The sequence below is a fragment of the Paucibacter sp. KBW04 genome (genome assembly GCF_003852425.1).
Classification (GTDB): Bacteria; Pseudomonadota; Gammaproteobacteria; order Burkholderiales; family Burkholderiaceae_C; genus Paucibacter_A.
Map to the genome: position 1 here is coordinate 14,796 of NZ_QAJN01000018.1, position 16,290 is coordinate 31,085.

Genomic DNA, 16,290 nt, shown 5'->3' on the forward strand with positions numbered 1-16,290 from the left:
AAGTGTGCGCACACAAAGCCGCTATCGTCGATAGAATCGACGATAGGTCGGCGCAATTATTTTTTGTGAGCCCTCACAAACTTTTGTAAAAACAATTTGTAAGCAAGGGCAATGCCCGCTTTAGCACCCAGGCCATGCCGGCAGGGCCGACCTGGTCTGGATGGCTGTGCTTGGCCGCTTCAGCCGCGCGCGGCGTTGGCGTCAGCGACGGTCAGGGCCGTCATATTGACGATGCGACGCACGGTGGCCGAGGGGGTCAGCACATGCACCGGCTTGGCCGCTCCCAGCAGCACCGGGCCGATGGCGATGCCGCCGCCGGCCGCCGTCTTCAGCAGGTTGTAGGAGATATTGGCTGCATCAATATTGGGCAGCACCAGCAGATTGGCTTCGCCACTCAAGGTGCAGCGCGGCATGGTGATGGCGCGGCTGACCGGGTCCAGCGCCGTGTCGCCATGCATCTCGCCGTCCACTTCCAGCCAGGGCGCTTGTTCGCGCAGCAGGGCCAGGGTCTGGCGCATCTTCAGCGCGCTGGGGTGGTCGCTGGTGCCGAAGTTGGAGTGCGAGAGCAGGGCGACCTTGGGCTGCACGCCGAAACGCATCATTTCCTCGGCCGCCATCACGGTGATCTCGGCCAGCTGTTCGGCGCTCGGGTCGTAGTTGACATGCGTGTCGACCAGGAAAACCTGGCGGCCCGGCAGCATCAGACCGTTCATGCAGGCATAGACCGGCACGTCTTGCGGTGTGCTGGGGCTGCCGCCCAGGTGTTTGCCTATGACCTGATCGATGTAATGCAGATGGTTGGCCGTCGTGCCCCAGGTGCCGCAGAGCATGCCGTCGACCTCGCCCTTGTGCAGCAGCATGGCACCGATCAGGGTCAGGCGGCGGCGCATCTCGATCTTGGCCACCTGCACCGTCACGCCCTTGCGCTCGGTCATCTGGTGGTAGGTCTGCCAGAAGTCGCGGTAGCGGTGGTCGTTCTCGACATTGACGACGTCGTAGTCGCGGCCCTCTTGCAGGCGCAGGCCAAAGCGCTCGCAGCGCTCGGCGATCACGGCCGGGCGGCCGATCAGGGTGGGGCGGGCCAGGCCCTCGTCCACCACCACTTGCACGGCGCGCAGGATGCGCTCCTCTTCGCCCTCGGCGTAAGCCACGCGCTTGTTCAGCGCCCGCTTGGCCACATTGAAGATGGGCTTCATGGTGGTGCCGGAGGCGTAGACAAAGCTTTGCAGCTTCTCGCGGTAGGCGTCCATGTCGGCGATGGGGCGCGAGGCCACACCCGATTCTTGCGCCGCCAGGGCCACGGCCGGCGCGATCTTCATCATCAGGCGCGGGTCAAAGGGCTTGGGGATCAGGTACTCGGGGCCGAAGCTCAGGTTGGCGCCGGCATAGGCCGCCGCCACGACTTCGCTTTGCTCGGCCTGGGCCAGCTCGGCAATCGCGCGCACGGCGGCGATTTCCATCTCGTCATTGATGGTGGTGGCGCCGCAGTCCAGGGCGCCGCGGAAGATGTAGGGGAAGCACAGGACGTTGTTGACCTGGTTGGGGTAGTCGGTGCGGCCGGTCGCCATGATGGCGTCGTCGCGCACCGCTTTCACTTCCTCGGGCAGGATTTCCGGGGTCGGATTGGCCAGGGCGAAGATCATGGGTTTGGCCGCCATCTTGGCCACCATCTCCGCCTTCAGCACGCCGCCGGCCGACAGGCCCAGGAACACGTCCGCGCCCTCGATCGCCTCGCTCAAGCTACGCTTGTCGGTCTTTTGCGCGAAGCCAGCCTTGTCCGGGTCCATCAACTCGACACGGCCTTCGTAGACCAGGCCGGCCAGATCGGTCACCCAGATGTTTTCGCGCGGCAGGCCCAGCTTGACCAGCAGGCCCAAGCAGGCCAGGGCCGCCGCACCGGCGCCCGAGGTCACCAGCTTGACCTGTTTGATGTCCTTGCCCAGCACCTTGAGGCCGTTTAGGAAGGCGGCGCCCACCACGATGGCCGTGCCGTGTTGGTCGTCGTGGAAGACCGGGATCTTCATGCGCTCGCGCAGCTTGCGCTCGACGTAGAAGCAGTCCGGCGCTTTGATGTCTTCCAAGTTGATGCCGCCGAAGGTGGGCTCCAGCGCAGCGATCACATCGACCAGCTTGTCGAGGTCGTTCTCCTGGATTTCCAGGTCAAAGACGTCGATGCCGGCGAACTTCTTGAACAGCACGCCCTTGCCTTCCATCACCGGCTTGGACGCCAGCGGGCCGATATTGCCCAGGCCCAGCACGGCGGTGCCGTTGGTGACCACGGCCACCAGATTGCCGCGCGAGGTGTAGCGGAAGGCATTGGCCGGATCGGCCACGATCTCTTCACACGCAAAGGCCACGCCCGGCGAGTAGGCCAGCGCAAGATCGCGCTGGTTGACCAACTGCTTGGTCGCCGCGATGGCGATCTTGCCCGGGGTCGGGAACTCGTGGTACTCCAAGGCGGCTTGACGCAGCTGGGCTTTCTTTTCTTCGGACTTGGACATAAAGATTTCCGGTTTCTCTCGGCAGGGCAGAGCGGGGGGCGATTGTAGGAGGCAGGGCTGGCTCGGGCGCCACCATGAGTCGCTCATAAGTGTGCGACCAGGCAAGCGGCGGCGCCGTACGCGGTATTGCGCATGGGCACTTCGCCCAGGCAAAGGATACTGCGAGCCGACCTCGCTCCCAGGCTGGGAGTGCAGCGCTGTGCGAATCGTCGTGCGGACCGTCGTTCGGCCCGTCGTCTGGCGCGCTCGCTCAGCCCGGCTGCGCTGCCCTGACTTCAGACCACCCATCCATGTTGCTACCGCCCGCTGTGCCCGCTAATTTGTTGCGCCCCTGGAGCTGGCGGCGGGCGCTGCTGTGGGGCGCCCTCACCGTGCTCTTGCTGGTGGCCCAAACCCTGTTGGTGGCGCTGACCCTGCGCTACGAGGCCGCGCGTGAGCAGGAAAAGGTCGATCAAGTCGCCGCCGAGGTGGCCGGCCGGCTCAAGCAAATCGCCGACCGTGATCTGCGAGGCTTGCAAGGCCTGCTCTGGAATGACCCCAGCGCCGATCCGGGCCCGCGTTGGGCGCAGGACTCGGCCGAGCTGCTGCGTCGCACCCGCCCGATTCTGCGACTGGAGTACCGCAATGCGCAGCGCCTGATCACCCGCTCGACCGACTCGCCCTATGTCTCCCCGCTGTATCTGCAAGCCTCGCGGGAGGAGATGGAGATCGAAACCCAGCTGGCCTGTGCCGCCGCCCTGCGCCAGGGCGCCCAGCAGTTCTCGCGCAGCTATTTCATCGTGCTGGCCGGGGGGGAGGGCCTGGAGGTCTTTGACCTCTGCCTGCCCCAGCTTCGCAACGGCCAAGGCCCCAGCTTTGTGGTCGCCACCCTGAGCCTGCGCTATCTGCTGGAAGAAGCGGTGTCCGAGGAATTGGCGCGCGGTGCGGAGTTCAGCTTTGTGGAGAGCGATGGCACCCGTTTGGCGCGCGCAGGCCTGACGCGGGGCGCGGGCAACTACCTGGCCGAGCGCCTGGTGGATGTCAGCGGCTTGACCCTGCAGCTCAAGGTGGACAGCGCCGCCGGCCGCCCCCAGCTGATCCCCAATCTGACCACCGCCCTGGTGCTGGGCCTGTCGCTGGCGCTGTTCGTGCTTGTCTTTTTGCTGGCGCGTGACGGCCGCCGCCGTGCCTTTGCCGAGCATGCCCTGGCCGAAGCCCTGGCCTTCCGGCATGCGATGGAGAACTCTCTGGTCACCGGTCTGCGTGCCCGGGACATGGCCGGCAACATCACCTACGTCAACCCGGCCTTCTGTGCCATGGTGGGCTTCCGTGCCGAAGACCTGCTGGGTCAGGACAGCCCCCCTTACTGGCCGCCCGAGTTTGTCGAGGAATACCGCCACCGCCACAAGGATCGCAAGGCGCGCTGGAGCGCTGGCGAAGACCCACGCCAGGGCTTTGAGACCGTCTTCATGCGCCGCAACAGCGAGCGCTTTCCGGTGCTGATCTTCGAGGCGCCCTTGCTGGACGCCCAGGGCCATCAGACCGGCTGGATGAGCGCCGTGCTCGACGTCAGCGACCAGCGCCGGGTAGAAGAGCTCTCGCGCCAGCAGCAAGATCGCCTGCAAGCCACGGCCCGCCTGGCCACCGTGGGTGAGATGGCCTCGCTTTTGAGCCATGAGCTGAATCAGCCCCTGGCGGCCATTGCCAGCTACTCCGCCGCCTCGCTCAATCTGCTGACGCTGGAAGCGCATGACGCGCAAACACCCGAGCTGGTGCGTCAGGCCGTCAGTCGTATTGCCGAGCAGGCCGAGCGCGCCGGGCGCGTCATCAAAAGCGTGCACGACTTTGTGCGCCGCCGCGACCAGTCGCGTGAAACCATAGGCGTGGACCAGCTCTTCGAGGCCGTGCTGCCCCTGGTGCGCTTGCAGGCGCGCAAGAGCGGGGCGCGCATCGAGGTCGATCTGCCGCGGCCCGCGCCGCGCGTGCGCTGCGACCGCACCATGGTCGAGCAGGTGCTGTTGAATCTGACCCGCAATGGCATCCAGGCCATGGACGGCGAGGGCCCCGAGGCCACGCCCCTGGCCCAGCGGGTGCTGGTGCTGCGCGCGCGTCAGACCGAGCCGGGCTGGGTCAGCATCGCCGTGCGCGACAACGGCCCCGGCATCTCGCCCGAGGTGGCGCGCCAGCTCTACACCCCCTTCTTCACCACCCGCGCCGAGGGCATGGGCCTTGGGCTCAGCCTGTGCCGCACGGTGATCGAGCAACATGGCGGAGCGTTGGATTTCGTCAACCGTGCCGATCAAAACGCCGGTGAGCCCAGTGGTCGAGGCACCGAATTCCGGTTTACGCTTGCAACGCCGCCCGGTTCAGGCAGCGCGCCCAAGCCGGATGGCGCCGAATCGGCCCGGCCGTCGTCCGAAAGTGAGTCCAGTGAACATGAGCATCAGCCCAAGCAGCGCCCGTAAATTGCCCATGGTCTATCTCGTCGATGACGAGGACGTGATCCGCGACTCCCTCTCCTGGCTGTTGCGTTCGCGCCGGCTTTTGTCCGAGGGCTTTGCCAGCGCCGAGGCCTTCGAGGCCATGCTGGATGCCCGCCCCGATCACGCCAAAGACTGGCCCGACGCCCCCTCCTGCCTGCTGCTCGATGTGCGCATGCCCGGCATGAGCGGCCTGGCCTTGTTCGAGCGCTTGAGCAGCCGTGGCCTGGGTGCTGCGCTGCCGGTGATTTTTCTGACCGGCCATGGCGATGTGCCCACCGCCGTCTCGGCCGTCAAGCGCGGCGCCTTTGATTTCGTTGAAAAGCCCTTCTCCGACAACACCCTGGTCGACCGCATCGAAGAAGCCCTGGCCGCCAGCGAAAAAGCCATCGCTTCCCGCCAGCACAACGGCAAGCTGGCCCTGCGCCTGGCCGAGCTGACCGAGCGTGAGCGCGAGGTGATGGGCCTGGTCGTTCAAGCCCTGCCAAACAAATTGATCGCCGACCATCTGCACATCAGCGTGCGCACGGTGGAGGTGCACCGCGCGCGGGTGTTCGAGAAGATGAACGTCAAGTCGGCGGTGGAGCTCTCCAACCTGCTGAGAGAGGGCTGAATCAGCCGTTCAGACTTTTAGGGTTGGCGTGCGGCGACCAAACTGAGGCGGTCCAGACGTGGGCTGGTCTGGTTGAGACCCGGCTGGCGTGCACCGCCGATGGCGTAGAGCTGGCCATCCAGGCTCAACACGCCCAGGCCGTGGCGGGGCTCGGGCATCTCGGTCAAGACTTGCCATCGACTCTCGTTCTGAGCGCGGCATTGCACCTGCGCCAACACGCCGCCGCCGTTTTCGGCGTATTCACCACCCACGCTGCAGAGCAGTGAATTGCTGCCCTTGCCGACCTGGCCCACGCCGTGTGCGGCTTGGGCAAACAGCAGTGGCGCCTCAGGCAGCCAGTGACCCGTGGCCGCGTCCAAGCGATGCACGCTGCGCAGATTGCTGCCCTTGTATTCGCGTCCACCGACCAGCCAGACCTGCCCGTCCAAGCTTAGCGCGGCTGCGCTGCTCTTGCGCGCAGGCCCCTCGGGCAGAACTCGCCATTCGTCTTGCTCCGGCAGATATGCCCAATGCCAGTTCACGTCTTGATGGTCACCCCATTGGGCGTTGGCCCTGCCGCGCGGGCTGCGGCCGCTGATGAGATGGATCTGGCCCTGCTGCACAAAGGCGGTGGACTCGGTGAGCGCCAGCGGCAAGTCGCCCATGCGCTGCCAGGTCCTGTGGCCATCCTCCAGGCGCAGCACATCGCGGCTTGCGCACCAATCGCCCCCCGCGCAGCGTGTAAAGCCGCCGATCAGATACAGGCTGCTGCCCAGGCTGATCAGCTGCGCATGGTGCCGACCTTCGGGCAGCGAGGGCCCCAGGCTCCAGCGCCCTGTGTTGGGGTCGTAGATTTGCAGCGCGTCGCTGAGGTGGCCTTGAGAGGCCGGCAACTCGCTGCTCAAGCCTCCTGCCACCACCAGGCGGCCGCCATGCACGGCGGGGTAGATTTCTTGCACGCCGATGGGCATGGGGGCCAGCGTCTCCCAGCGCAGGGCTGCCGCCTCTGGGGCCTGAGTCTGAGCCTGCGCTAGGCAGGCACTTGCCAGCGCAATCCCGCTCAGCAGGATGCGAGTGATTTGTCGATTCATTGCTGTTTTCCCCTCCTCCAGATGATCCGCTTGAATTTTGCGTTATTCGGTGGAAGCTGTCGTCTGGGCGCGCGGAACCGAGCTCAAGAAGGCGGCAGTAGGTGGGCTGTTCAGGCCCTGCCAAACAAATTGATCGTCGACCATCTGCACATCAGCGTGCGCACGGTGGAGCTGCACCGCGCGCGGGTGTTCGAGAAGATGAACGTCAAGTCGGCGGTGGAGCTGAGCAATTTGCTCCGCGAGGCTTAGGCGTTAAGGAACAAGGCCTCGGCGCAGGCCTTTACCTTTTGCGGCACGCTGCCCGCCAGGGCGATGGCCGGGCGCTGCGAGGCCTGCAGCAATTGCTCAAACACGGCCTGCACCTGCTTGGCGCTGACGGCTTGCAGCCGCGCCATCTGTTCCTGCGGCTCGCGCAGCTGGCCGAAGTTGAACAACTCCTGTGCCGCGCCCTCCATGCGGCGGGCCGGTTGCTCCAGCGCACGCAGGGCGCGCATCTGCAACTGCTTGCGGGCGCGGGCCAGGGCCACTTGGTCCAGCGGGCCCTGGGCCTGGCGCTGCAGCAGGGCGTGCACGGCTTGCAGGAACTCTTCGGCCTGGCCCGGCGCGGTGGCGCCTTCGATCAGGAACTGGCCGTAGAGCGGCAGGATGTCGGCCGAGCAGGCCACGTGATAGGCCAGGCCGCGGCGTTCGCGGATCTCGTCGAGCAGAGGCGAGCTCATGCCCTCGCCCAGCAGGGCGGCGGCCAGCACATGGGGTAAATGGCTGGCGTGGGCGTCGTCCAGGCAGGGCGCTTCAAAGCCCAGCAAGACCTGGCACTGGCCGCTGCCGGCCATGCGCCGGGTCTTCAGCCCGCCCTGCCAGCTGGGGGCGGTCAAGGCGTTCGGGCTGCCGCTGGGCATGGCGGCGAAAGCGCGCTCCACCAGGCGCGCGAAGGCATCGCCATCCACCGGCCCGGCCACCGTCACCACCACATTGCAGGCGGTGTACTGGCGGCGGGCATAGTCCAGCAAATCGTCGCGGCTGAAGCGCAGGATGTTGGTGCGGGTGCCGATGATGGGGCGGCCGGCCGCATGGCTTTGGCCATAGCAGGCGCGGTCCAGCAGTTGGAAGGCCGTGCTGGCCGGGTCGTCCTCGAACTCGGTGAATTCCTGCACGATCACGCCGCGTTCGCGCTCCAGCTCATCGGCCGGGAAGCTGCTGTTCAGCACGATATCGGCCAGCAAGTCCACAAAAGCCGGCAGATCGGCGGGCAGGCCTTCGACGTGGAAGGCGGTGTGGTCCTTGTCCGTGTGGGCGTTGAGTTCGGCGCCCAGGCCTTCGGCATCCAGATTGATGCGCTGGCAGTCGCGGCTGGCCGTGCCTTTGAAGGCCATATGCTCCACCACATGGCTGATGCCATTCAGCCGCGCGCTTTCATGCAGGCTGCCGGTGCGGATGAAGACGCTGAGGCTCAGCGTTTCGCGCCAGGGCATGGGGATGGCGACGATGCGCAGGCCGTTGGACAGGGTGCTGAGGCGAGGGGCGGTGGCGGCGCTGAGGGCGCTGAGGGTGTTCAAGAGGCGCTGGCTTCGTCGGGTTGCTGGGAGCGCTAGTGTCGCGCAAAGCCTTTTTCCTCGGCTTTGTCGGGGCTGTGTGGTCTGCTGGCCGCATCCTGCCTGGGCTTGGCGCCGGTACTACTTACAATTTAAAACATGCGAACTCCCTTTGGCAGCCTGCGTGGCCTGCACTGCTTGACCCTGCTGTTTGCCCTGGCCTTGCTGCTTGTTGTGGATGCTCAGGCGGGGGCGACCGAGGAGCCGCTGGAGGTGCAGTTCCGCAGCGTGGATGTGCCGCAGAGCACCGTGCCCACGCTGGCCCAGGACCGCGCCGGTTTCATCTGGGTGGCCACCAGCAAGGGCTTGACCCGTTACGACGGCTACCGTCTGCGGCCCATCGAGCAGCTCGGCGCCAATGCCGCTCAACGCAATCTCGGCTGGGTGCGCGCGCTCAGCCCCGCCCGCGACGGCCGCATGTGGATAGGCACGGAGTTCATGGGCTTGATGGTCTTTGACCCCGCCAAGGACCGCATCGAAACCCTGGGCAGTGCGCGCGGTGCCGCCGGCCCGCATGCCTCGATCCGCGCCCTGGCCGAAGACCCGCAAGGCGGCGTCTGGGTTGGCACCTTGGGCCAGGGCTTAATGCGTTACTCCCCCGCCACGCGCAGCTTTGTGAGCCAAGACCTGCGCTGGAAGGGCGAGCCCGAGGCCCGCGTGTTGTCGCTCAAGGTCGCCCGCGACGGCAGTGTCTGGGCCGGCCATTGGCGTGGCCTGGCGCGCCTGCGGGACGGCGCGTGGGAGTCCCTGCCTCTGCCGGGCCTGACCCAAGGCGCGCCGGTGCTGGCGCTGGCCGAGGACCGCAGCGGCCGCATCTGGCTGGGCACGCAAAGCGGCCAGCTCGGCGTGGTGGAGCAGGGTCGGGTGCGCTGGGTGCAGGAGTTGCAGACGCCGGTGCAGGCGCTGGCGCTGGCCAGCGATGGGCGGCTCTGGGTGGGCTGCAAAGTCGGCCTGCTCTGGGTCGACCCCAGCAGCGGCGCGATTGAAGCCCGCTTGCGCCACGACCCCCGCCGCCTGAGCGGCCTGGCGGGCAATGACATCAGCGGCCTGCTGCGCGATGCCAGTGGTGCGATGTGGGTAACGGGTTATGGCCTGGGCCTGCAGCGCCACCAGACGCACCCGGCCTTGGCCGTGCGCGGGCCCGACTCCGACCCCGCCGCGCCTCTGGCCGATGCCGATGTGCGCGCCCTGCTGCGCCTGCGCAATGGCGAGGTGCTGGCGCCCACGCAGAACGGCCGCCTCGTGCGCCTGGACGGCCGCCCCGAGCGTGAGCTGGCCGTGCTGGGCCTGTGGCCGCGCGAGCGCAGCAGCGTGGTCGAGTCGCTGGCCGAGGCGCCTGACGGCAGCCTTTGGCTGGCCGCCGCCGGCCGTCTGGAGCACCGCGCCGCCCAGGGGCTGCTCTTGCGGGACTGGCCGCTGGACGGCGGGCGTGCTCAGCGCCTCTTGCTGCGTGCCAATGGCGAGGTTTTGCTGGGCATGCAGGAGGGGCTGTACCGCTTGCCCAGCCCCACGGCCCCGGCCTTGCAGCGGGTGGGCTTGGCGGGCGGTGCGCCGCTGCATGGAGGCATCTATGCCTTGATCGAAGAGCCTGCTGCGTCTGCCTCGGCCACAGCGCGGCTCTGGGTCGGCGGCCAACAAGGCTTGTTCCGTGAAGGCCAGGGCCAGCAGGCGGCGCAGCTCGCGCCCGTGACGCAAGCGCCGGGCGAAACCCTGGCCAGCCCCGTCGTGATGGGTCTGCTCTTGGCGCGCGACGGTACGCTGTGGCTGGATACGCCGGTGGCCGGCCTGCACCGCTTGCGCGGCTGGGACGCGCAAGGCCGCGCCCGCTTTGATCGCATCGGCGAGCGCCTGGGCACTGAGGGCGTGTTCGGCGGCAATCTGCATGAGGACGCGCGCGGCCGCATCTGGAGCCAGCTCTACGTCTACGATGCCAAGACCGATCGTATCGACAGCTTCGGTCTCGCCGAGGGCGCGGCCTTCGGCAGCTTCTGGTTTTTTGCCAGCACCGACTTGCCCGGCGGCGGCTTTCTCTTTGGCGGCAGCCGTGGCCTGCTGCGCATCCAGCCCGAGTTGTACGAGCCCGCCGCGGGTGCGCTGCCCCTGGTCATCAGCGCTTTGCGCGTCAACGGCCAGCCCTATCAGCCCGAGCGTGGCAAGCTCATGTCCAAACAAGACGGCGTGCTGGCAACTCTGAAGCTGCCGGCGGGCACTCGCAGCTTCAGCGTCGAGTTCGCCGGCCTGGACTACGCCGACCCCAGCCGCCTGCGCTACCAGTACCGCCTGCTGGGTCTGGACAGCGACTGGACCAGCGTGGACCCCGGCGCGCGCAACCCCAGTTTTGGCCCGCTGCAGCCGGGGTCTTATGCGCTGCAAATGCGGGTTAGCGCCCACCCCACGCTGTGGGGCCCGACCCAGCTGGAACTGCCCATCGAGCTGCTGCCCGCCTGGTGGCAAACCCTGTGGGCCCGTCTGGCCGGCCTCGCACTGGCCCTCGTGGCGATCTGGGGCTTTGTGCGTTCACGCACCCGCGTGCTGCGCCGCCGCGAGGCCGAGCTGCAAGCCCTGGTGGACGAGCGCACCGCCGAGCTGCGCGAAGCCAGCCTTACCGACACCCTGACCGGCCTGCGCAACCGCCGCTATCTGGAGCTGCGCCTGCAGGACGACCTGCCTCTGTGCCTGCGCCGTTTCGAGTTGGGCGGCGAGGGTGATGCGGGTAAGCCTGAAGTGCTGCCCGGCCCCGACAGCGATCTGGTGCTGATGCTCTTGGACCTGGACCACTTCAAGCGCGTCAACGACGAACATGGCCATGCCGCCGGCGACGCCGTGTTGGTGACCCTGGCCGAGCGCTTGCGCCATGTCTTCCGCGCCACCGATTCGCTGGTGCGCTGGGGCGGTGAAGAGCTGCTGGTGCTGGTGCGCGAAACCCACCGCGAAGACGCCGCCGAGCTCGCCGCCCGCGCCTGCGCCGCCGTGCGCGAGCAGCCCTTTGACGTCGGCGAGGGCCGCAGCGTGGCCGTCACCGTCTCCATCGGCTTTGCCGCCTTCCCGCTCGACCCCCGCCATCCCCGCGCCTGGGACTGGCCCGCCACCCTGGGCCTGGCCGACTCCGCCCTTTACGCCGCCAAAGCGCGTGGCCGCGACGGCCATTTCGGCATCATCGAAGCCAAGGGCCTGAGACCGGCCGATGTGCCGCGTGACTTGGGCGATTGGGCAGGGGATGAGCGGCTGGTAGTGAGGGCAAGCCGGGTGCTTGCCGGGAGCGAAGCTTCGGTTTGAGCGCCTGCTTGCAAGCGGCTTCCAGGGCGCGGTCTTCAGGCGGTGGCGAAAGCGGGCGTACCATGCGCCAGCCGCGTGGCAAGGCCACGCTCCTCATCATCGTAAGTCTCAGCGCATCGCCTGGAAAAACTCGAAATCATGGAATGGATCCCTGTCTTCCTCTTGGTCTTCAAAGTTCTCGTGTTCGGCACGGGCATGTTCTTCGCCATCAAGTGGCATTACGACAAAGAGAAGAAGAACAAGGAGAAGAAGGGCTGAGCAGGGATTGCGCCGTTATTCGACGGGCGCGGCTTCGCTCTCGGCGAGCCGCTCAGGCTCCGAGGTCTGCAGGATTTCGCTCAGAACGGATGTGGCGTAATTCCCGGCCGGCAATGAAAAGCTGAGCAGCAGCTGATCGGCTTGCGGCCATTCCCAGGCCATGTCCAGCGGGCTTGTTACCAGGGCGCGGCGCTCCTGATCCAGGCCGGCGTGTTCCATGCCGTCGCACAAGCTGGCGTTGCGTTCGGCCACGCCCATTTCCAGGGCCTGCGCTTCCTCGCTGCTGCTCACCCGGCCTCGGCCCCAGAGCGGCCCGGTGGGGCGGCCCGCCTCGTCCATCACATCACCGACCAGAGTCTTGCCCCAAAGCCCTTGCTGTATTCGCAGGGCCAGCACTTCATTGAAGACGAAGGAGCGCACCGCCGACAGGTAGATGCCTTTTTTCTTCGGGTTGCGCACGCGGATCTCGCGCGCCAGCATGGCCCGGCCTTGTTCGACGTTGCCGCCGTCATGGCCGAAGCGCTGGGCGCCGAAGTAGTTGGGTGCGCCTCGGGTTGCAACCGCTTTGAGATTGGCTTCGATTGCCGCGCGGTCGCCGCTCACATCCCGCAGCACGATGCGGAAGTGGTTGCCCTGCAGATCACCGCGGCGCAGCTTTTTCACGTGGCGGCTCTGGCTCAGCACCTTGAACTCCGGGTGCTGAAGCAGGGTCAGGTCGGGCGTTTCGCCCTTGGGTAGATAGATGCTGAACCACTGGCGGGTGATGGCGTAACGGTCTTTCAGGCCGGCATAGCCCACATCCCATTCCTTCACCCCGGCGGCCGCGGCCAGCTGCTCGGCGACGAAGGCGGTGTTGGCGCCATTCTTTTCAACTTCCAGCCAGAGGTGCTCGCCCGCGCCGGAGGGCTGCTGCAGCGGCAGCTCGGTCACGATGAAATCTTCATTGAGAAATTTCAGCGTGGCGCTGGCGCCGCTGGCAGGGTAAGCCTTGGGCCACAGCGGCAGGGTCGTGTATTGCGATTGAGCGTCGGTCATGAGGGGGGCTGAGGGCAGCAAATGTAGGGAGGGACTGGCCTGCTTGGGGGAAGTCCAGACCGCGATTGTCCCCCCTGCCGGGCGACGTGCAGGCCTAAGTGCCTGCCCGCGTCTCGGCCAAGCCCCAGGCCAGCGCCAGCAAAGCCAGGACGCCGCTCGCCAACCACAGGGTGATTGCTGAGGGCGAGGGGGCTCCAGCCAGCCAGTCCGCCCAGCCCTTGCGCAACAAGGGGCTGTCGGCCAGAAGCATCCAGCAAGTTGCCATGCCGGCCAGCAGGCCCAAGCAAACCGGCCAGGCCGATTGACGCCGCCGTGCAGGCAGCTGCTCCATCACCCGCGCGCAGAAGCCATCGTCGGCCACCGGCCCTTCAAATTGTTGCTGCAGCAGCCGCTCTATCGCGTCGTCATCCAGATCGTTCTTCATGGCTTTGTTTCCTCCGTGCCGACGGCTTCGCGCCAAGCCGCCAGCCATGTTTTCAACTTCGCTTTGCCACGCATCGCGTGGGTCTTGACTGTGCCCAGGGGCATGGTCAGCACCTCGGCGGCTTCCTCATGGCTCAGCCCGAGTTGCACGCAATGCAGCAGCACGGCCTGCTCCGGCGCGGACAAGCGTTGCACCGCGCGCTCCAGATCAAGCTTTAGCTCCAAGGGCTGGGCCGGTGCGGGCAGCTGCGCCTCGGCCTCGCCCTCCAGCGCCTCATGCCTGACGGGGCCTCGGCGCGACTGCAAAAAGCAGGTGTAGGCGATGCGATACAGCCAGCTGGAAAAGCGCGCCTCGCCACGGAACTGCTCGAGCTTGCGCCAGGCCAGCAAAAAGGTTTCCTGCGCCAGATCATCGGCCGCGGCCGCATCGCCCTGCAGCAAACGACGCAGCTGGGCGCGCACCATGCCTTGATGCCTTCGCATCAATTGCTCAAAGGCCCGACGGTCGCCGTCCAGCAGCACACGGGCCACCAGCGCTTGATCGATGCGATCCTCGGCGGCGCCATCAGCCACGCAGGCGCCCCCGCTCGTTCAGGTAGAAACTGCCGAGATAGCCCAGCCCCGTCATCAGCGGCAAGAGGCCGATGCCCCAGAGCCGCGCCAGGCTCTCGCCGCTGTCGAGTTGGCCGGGCAGGCTGAGAAACATGGCGATCAAGCCCAGGCCGCCGCCCACCAGCACCATGCCTCGCCGGCGTTCATCAAACACCGCTTGCGGCTCCAACAGCAGTTGTGGCGGCAGCTCCACGCCCTTGTCGGCCAGCTGCAAAAGGGTGCGGTAGCGGGCTTGCGTCTGCCGGTCGCGATAGCCCAGAACGAGCCAAACGATGAGCACGGGTGCCAGCATCAGAATGAGGGGGATGAAGATTTCTATCATGGTCATGCTCCTGGCGATGGTTTGTTTTCTGAGGATGAGGTCGAGGACCTGAAGCTTGCGTGCGGCCTCATGGTTTGGCGGCGGCCGTGGCGGCCAGCAGATCGGCAATGCGCTCGACCAGCATCCAGTTTTGAGTCGGCCCCTGATTGCTGGTCAAGGCGACGGCCGCGCCGCTTTCCCAGACGATTTGCAGATTGGCGGTCGTGCCCTCGATGCCGCCCGAATGGCCACGGATATGCCGTCCCTGCGAGGGGCGGTCGGAGAAGCCAGCCGCGTAACGGCCAGGGCCAGCGGGAACTCCGTTCTCGAACATCTGGCTCAGTGTGGCTGGTTTCAGCAGACGGCCGTCCCGCAAGGCCTGGGCGAACTTCAGCAGATCTTCATTGCTGGAATAGCCACCGCCTGCCGGCCCGCCCTTGAGCCCCAGCTTGCGCCAAGCGGCCTTCCAGTCGCGCGAGAACAAGCCGTCTCGGTAGTAGCCAATGGCCAAGCTGGGCACCACCTCGTCCAAGGCGTCGAAGCCGCTGGCCCGCATATTCGCAGGCGCAAAAACATGGGCTTGCATGTAGTCGAAGAAGTTCTCTCCCGAGCTGTTTTCAATCACGCGGCCGAGCAGCATAAAGCCGGCATTGCTGTACGCCCACTGCTGGCCGGGCTCACTCACCCGCGCTTGGCGCGCGATCAGGTCCAGGTAGTCCGCCGGGTTCAGAAAGCGCTCGCTGTGCGCAAAGTACTCCGGCACCAGGAAGTCGCCCAAACCCGCCGTGTGATGCAGCAATTGCCACAGGGTGATCTTCTTGGCGCTGGCTTGATCGGGATACTCGGGGACGTGTTGCGCCAAGCTGTCCTGCCAGCCCAGCTTGCCGGCCTCCACCAGCTGCGCGATGGCGACGGCGGTGAACATCTTGTTCATCGAGCCGATGTGAAAGCGCGTGAGCTTGCTGGTCGGCGTGCCGAAAGTGCGCTCGGCCGCACCCCGGCATTCGTGGAACGCGGCTTCGCCAGCCGCCTGCACGCTGACGCAGCCGGAGAAGTCTTCCGTCTGCACCAGCCGGTCCAGTGCTTTGCGAACCAAGTTCTTCAGCTGGGCCTGCGTGAGTGGCGCGGCGGGCCAGTCGGCGTAGAGACTGGGGTCGTCCATCGGGTGCAAGCCCGCCTCGCTGAATTGCTCGGCTTGCGCCGCATCGGCCGCCAAGACAAACAGGGCGTGGCGCCCGTCACGCCTGGCCTTGACCGCGACTTGCAATTGCTCAGGCTGGCGCGGATTGATGCGCGCGTCGATCACCTCCAGGCCGCCGCTGTCACGCGCCGCCGATTCGAGATCGGCGACGAAGGCGTCCCTGTCTTCCTGCGGGATGGCAGCCGACAGCCGGGCCTGCGCCCATTTCCGAATCTCCGGCGGTTTGTCAGTGCTGACATGCTGGATCAAGCTGCCAGCAAGCCGGCCCACCGGCGTTTCGGGCAAGGGCTTGCTCAGCGCTTGACTGGCTTTCGCAGACGGCATGGCACATGCCAAGGCCGCGCAAAGAATCATCGTGAGTGACAGTGGCCGGACCGCAGTCCTGGCGAAGGGCTTGAAGGCAATCATGAGGAGTCAGGCTCTCGGGCATGACCGGCCGGAATGGCGGTCTCTGGCTCTTAGATGCGGGTGCTGCTGCAAATGGATTCAGCACAGCCAGACTTTTTTGGTGAGTGTTGAGCGAGCAAGGCGATGAACGACAGTTTGCCGCGCCTCCACCTCCTGCTTGAACAGCCGCCTTCGATGCTGAGGTCACCGCTGGGTTGGAGGCTAGCAATCTGGGCTACTCGGTCTTCAGGCGCTTCTGTGGCATGGCCTACGCCAGCGAAACTGCATGCGCGGCGAGCGAGCATTTGACGGCTTGCGGCGTCCACCGCCTGGTCGCCACCGTGGCCCTGGGCAACTAGGCCTCGGGCCGCGTGTTGCAAAACGATAGCTTCCAATTCACACGCATCCTGCCGGGCAACGATGTGATTCGGGGTGAGGCAATGGATGATGAGGAGTGGGTGAGGGAGGAGTGCGGAGCGGGCGCAGCGGCGCAAGTGCCGGCAGACGAAGATGGTCATGCCAGCGTTTGAGTTGAAAGATCAGCCTATTCGACTCAGATTTT

Annotated in this window: 11 protein-coding genes and 1 pseudogene; 4 read left to right on the top strand and 8 right to left on the bottom strand. The window is 66.4% G+C overall.

Annotated features, from left to right (window positions below; translation table 11 throughout):
* Positions 1 to 179: 179 nt before the first annotated feature.
* Complete coding sequence (locus tag DBR47_RS21525; RefSeq protein ID WP_124453981.1) at positions 180 to 2,501, bottom strand: NADP-dependent malic enzyme; 2,322 nt, start codon at positions 2,499 to 2,501, stop codon at positions 180 to 182.
* A gap of 290 nt (positions 2,502 to 2,791) precedes the next feature.
* On the opposite strand from DBR47_RS21525, the gene DBR47_RS21530 reads away from it, so the two are divergent.
* Both DBR47_RS21530 and DBR47_RS21535 read left to right on the top strand, forming a co-directional pair.
* Positions 2,792 to 4,945 carry a sensor histidine kinase gene (locus DBR47_RS21530; RefSeq protein ID WP_124453983.1) on the top strand — a complete coding sequence of 718 codons (2,154 nt, stop codon included), beginning with the start codon at positions 2,792 to 2,794 and terminating at the stop codon, positions 4,943 to 4,945.
* Entirely contained in the window at positions 4,917 to 5,573 is a 657-nt protein-coding gene (locus DBR47_RS21535) for a response regulator transcription factor (RefSeq protein ID WP_231512441.1), read from the top strand. The genes DBR47_RS21530 and DBR47_RS21535 overlap by 29 nt, the downstream gene beginning before the upstream one ends.
* Positions 5,574 to 5,590: 17 nt before the next feature.
* On the opposite strand, the gene DBR47_RS21540 is transcribed toward DBR47_RS21535, so the two are convergent.
* Complete coding sequence (locus DBR47_RS21540) at positions 5,591 to 6,643, bottom strand: kelch repeat-containing protein (protein ID WP_124453985.1); 1,053 nt, start codon at positions 6,641 to 6,643, stop codon at positions 5,591 to 5,593.
* 108 nt (positions 6,644 to 6,751) lie between these two features.
* Here DBR47_RS21540 and DBR47_RS25150 point away from each other — a divergent pair.
* Positions 6,752 to 6,892, top strand: a pseudogene (locus DBR47_RS25150) (LuxR C-terminal-related transcriptional regulator); the annotation flags it as partial.
* Here DBR47_RS25150 and DBR47_RS21550 read toward each other — a convergent pair.
* Positions 6,889 to 8,199: a pitrilysin family protein gene (locus DBR47_RS21550; RefSeq protein ID WP_231512442.1), complete on the bottom strand. Its 1,311-nt coding sequence runs from the start codon at positions 8,197 to 8,199 to the stop codon at positions 6,889 to 6,891. The pseudogene DBR47_RS25150 and the gene DBR47_RS21550 sit on opposite strands and share 4 nt — an antisense overlap.
* A gap of 135 nt (positions 8,200 to 8,334) precedes the next feature.
* Between DBR47_RS21550 and DBR47_RS21555 the strand changes: the two genes are divergently transcribed.
* Positions 8,335 to 11,511, top strand: coding sequence for a ligand-binding sensor domain-containing diguanylate cyclase (locus DBR47_RS21555; RefSeq protein ID WP_124453989.1), 3,177 nt, complete (start codon positions 8,335 to 8,337; stop codon positions 11,509 to 11,511).
* Between the two features lie 273 nt (positions 11,512 to 11,784).
* On the opposite strand, the gene truD is transcribed toward DBR47_RS21555, so the two are convergent.
* From truD to DBR47_RS21580, 5 genes are all read right to left on the bottom strand, one after another.
* Positions 11,785 to 12,804: a tRNA pseudouridine(13) synthase TruD gene (gene truD / locus DBR47_RS21560; RefSeq protein ID WP_124453991.1), complete on the bottom strand. Its 1,020-nt coding sequence runs from the start codon at positions 12,802 to 12,804 to the stop codon at positions 11,785 to 11,787.
* 94 nt (positions 12,805 to 12,898) lie between these two features.
* Positions 12,899 to 13,228 carry a hypothetical protein gene (locus DBR47_RS21565; RefSeq protein ID WP_124453993.1) on the bottom strand — a complete coding sequence of 110 codons (330 nt, stop codon included), beginning with the start codon at positions 13,226 to 13,228 and terminating at the stop codon, positions 12,899 to 12,901.
* Entirely contained in the window at positions 13,225 to 13,800 is a 576-nt protein-coding gene (locus DBR47_RS21570) for an RNA polymerase sigma factor (protein ID WP_197047212.1), read from the bottom strand. Before DBR47_RS21570 ends, DBR47_RS21565 begins: the two co-directional genes overlap by 4 nt.
* On the bottom strand, positions 13,793 to 14,161 hold the full coding sequence (locus DBR47_RS21575; RefSeq protein ID WP_197047213.1) for a DUF6249 domain-containing protein: 369 nt from the start codon (positions 14,159 to 14,161) through the stop codon (positions 13,793 to 13,795). The genes DBR47_RS21570 and DBR47_RS21575 overlap by 8 nt, the downstream gene beginning before the upstream one ends.
* Positions 14,162 to 14,228: 67 nt before the next feature.
* Positions 14,229 to 15,665, bottom strand: a complete 1,437-nt coding sequence (locus DBR47_RS21580) for a serine hydrolase (protein WP_124453995.1) — start codon at positions 15,663 to 15,665, stop codon at positions 14,229 to 14,231.
* Between the last annotated feature and the right edge of the window lie 625 nt (positions 15,666 to 16,290).